Origin of the sequence: Methylobacterium sp. B1, assembly GCF_000333255.1 — a bacterium.
Taxonomy (GTDB): Bacteria; Pseudomonadota; Alphaproteobacteria; order Rhizobiales; family Beijerinckiaceae; genus Methylobacterium; species Methylobacterium fujisawaense.
The window spans coordinates 1-2,494 of record NZ_BACT01000447.1 but is presented as its reverse complement, the minus strand read 5'-3'; the positions used below and the strand labels follow the sequence as shown (position 1 = coordinate 2,494).

Here is a 2,494-nt window from a genome sequence, read left to right as displayed (position 1 = left end):
AGATGGTCTTGGTCTTTCGGCCCGCGATCGATCGCATCTCTGGTCCCGGCAACCTCGCTCGGTCCTTATGACTACTCGTACATTATGGCCTGTCAATACTTGTTCGCATGTCCGGTAACCCTCTTATTATGCATACAAAATTTTATTGAGATCTTAGTCACGGCGCGGTGGCGGATGCGGACGACGTGGCGCGGGCGCTGGAAACCGGGTCGGCTCAGGTGGTCGATGCCCGTTCGGCGACACGCTTCCGCGGCGAGGAGCCCGAACCCCGGCCCGGCGTCCGACCGGGGCATATGCCGGGCGCCTGCAATCTGCATTACGCGGCACTCCAGCGTGACGGCCGGATGAAGACCCCGGAGGAATTGAAGTCGGTCTTCGCCGAGAACGGCGTCGATCCGGACCGGCCGATCGTGACCACCTGCGGCTCCGGCGTGACCGCGGCGATCATCGCGCTCGCTCTCGAGACCATGGGCCGCCCGGCGCGAAGCCTCTACGACGGCTCCTGGTCGGAATGGGGCGCCGATCAGGCCCGCGCGGTCGCGACGGGCGCCTGAGAAGCCGGCGGGCCGCCAGAAACCTGCCCTCGGACATGGCGGGCTGCCGCCGTGTCCGGACCGATCTGATCGTGTCCTTGAAACCTTCGTGGCAGATTTCGATATATCGAATGCGCCTGCGGTTGGGCGCTCCACGGAGAAAATCATGCCGCTTCACGACACGACCGCCCTCTCGGGCACCATCCGGCACGTCTTCGCCCATCGTTTCACCCTCGAGGCGGGCGGCGAGACACATCTGGCCGATCTCGGCCCGAAGGGCGTGGACGCGTTTCCGATCACGAGCGGGCTGCACGTGACCCTGGAGGGCGAGCGCCGTCCCTCGGAGATCAAGGTCACACGGATTTCGGCCGCGGGCCGGGATCCGGTGGAGATCCATCACAAGAAGCCCCACCACGCCCCCGGCTCCAAGCGGGCGGATGGCCCCGCCGATCCCGCGCATGCCCTCGCGGCGGCGGCCTCGGCGGGTTGGATGGTCGTAGACGCGCCGCGCCGCAAGCCGAAGCATTTCGAGGTGCTGGCGCGCCGGCGCGAGGGGGCCGACACGGAACTGCACATCGATTTCGGCGGCACGATCTACAGGGAGAAGCCGGCCGATCGCGCGAAATGGGCTGCACCGGCCTGAGGGCCACAGCCCGATCCGCCGCATCGCCGATCGGTGCGGCGGAACCGGTCGCCTCGCGTCGAGGACACACAGCCGGGTGGCCCCTTGGCCCGGGACGCCCGCACCCCGGCGCCGGATCTGTCCCGACCGGGTCAGCCGGGCGGCGCACAGTCTCCGCACATCACGCTGTCGGACGGTCCGGCCGCCATGGGGTCGGACGCCGCTCTACGCCGCCCGCACCGCGCGGCGCTGGTCGGCGGCGCTCCATTGCATCAGGCCGATCATCACCGCGATGGTGGCGATGTAGACCAGACCCTGCAGGGCGGTCGGGCGGTCCGTGTAGCCGACCAGGGCGTGCAGGACGCGGCCGGGCCAGGAATTCTCGGCGATCAAACCGGAGCTGTTCCACAGGGTGTGGCCGAGGACGTCCACCACGCCGGCATTGCTCAGAAACTGCGCGGCCTGCGCAGCCAAGCCGGCCGCGAGGAAGATGATCAGCACGCTCGTCACCGAGAAGACGTAGCGGCTCGGAATCGAGGCGAGGCCGAGATAGGTGACCGCCGAGAGGAGCACGCCCGCACCGATGCCGGCGACGGCGCCGAACTGGATGTCGGCCCCCGAGGTGCCCGAGGCCACGAGGCCATACAGGAACAGCACCAGCTCGGCGCCCTCGCGCAGGATCGCGGCGCCGATCACGATCGAGAGGGCCGCCGCCTCCCGCTCCCCCGATCGCACCGCCGCGCCGGCGGCGCGCAGCTCGCCCGCCAGTTCCTTGCCGTGCTTGCTCATCCAGGTGTTGTGCCAGACGAGCAGCAGCACGGCGACGATCAGGACCGCGGCGTTCAGGATATCCTGCCCGCTCCCCTCGAAGGCATCGGAGATCTTCTCGGCGAACAGCGCCACCAGGGCGGCACCCGCGAGGCCGCCGGCAACGCCGAGCAGGACCCAGCGCATCCGGCCCGGGATGCCCCGGGTGGCCGCCAGCACGATGGAGATGATGAGGCCTGCCTCGATGACTTCGCGGAAGGCGATGACGAAGGCGCCGATCATGGCGGTCTCCAGGGGTTATGCGAGAGCGTGAAGCACCGCGCGCGGACCGCGCGCTACCAGATCCAGAACAGGAGCACCCAATTGGCCACCGACAGGGCGGCCGCCCCGGCGATGCAGGCCGCGGCCGCCACCCGGCGGACCCCACCGACGGCAAGCCCCGCCACCTGCCAGGCGAGCCAGACGCTCCACAGGCTCGCGCCGGCGAGCAGGCCGTGCGGATCTCCGCCACGTAGGGGATCACGATGCCGTCGCCGCGGAGGACGTGACGGTCAGCGCCGACAGGCCAGGA

The 2,494-nt window shown here is 69.4% G+C and carries 2 protein-coding genes and 1 pseudogene; 2 read left to right on the top strand and 1 reads right to left on the bottom strand.

Going from position 1 to position 2,494, the window contains the following annotated elements; all coding sequences use genetic code 11:
• Positions 1 to 152: 152 nt before the first annotated feature.
• A pseudogene (locus tag I53_RS13060) lies at positions 153 to 554 on the top strand (sulfurtransferase); the annotation flags it as partial.
• Between the two features lie 145 nt (positions 555 to 699).
• Complete coding sequence (locus I53_RS13055) at positions 700 to 1,176, top strand: hypothetical protein (protein ID WP_043351364.1); 477 nt, start codon at positions 700 to 702, stop codon at positions 1,174 to 1,176.
• Positions 1,177 to 1,380: 204 nt separating this feature from the next.
• Here the strand turns inward: I53_RS13055 and I53_RS13050 are convergent, their stop codons facing one another.
• A complete protein-coding gene (locus I53_RS13050) occupies positions 1,381 to 2,205 on the bottom strand; it encodes an FTR1 family protein (protein ID WP_043351362.1) in 825 nt (274 codons plus the stop codon).
• Positions 2,206 to 2,494 lie beyond the last annotated feature (289 nt).

Excerpts from the sequence above, each read along its gene's own strand:
- I53_RS13055 (WP_043351364.1), top strand. The coding sequence starts at position 700 with ATGCCGCTTCACGACACGACCGCCCTCTCGGGCACCATCCGGCACGTC.
- I53_RS13050 (WP_043351362.1), bottom strand. The coding sequence starts at position 2,205 with ATGATCGGCGCCTTCGTCATCGCCTTCCGCGAAGTCATCGAGGCAGGC.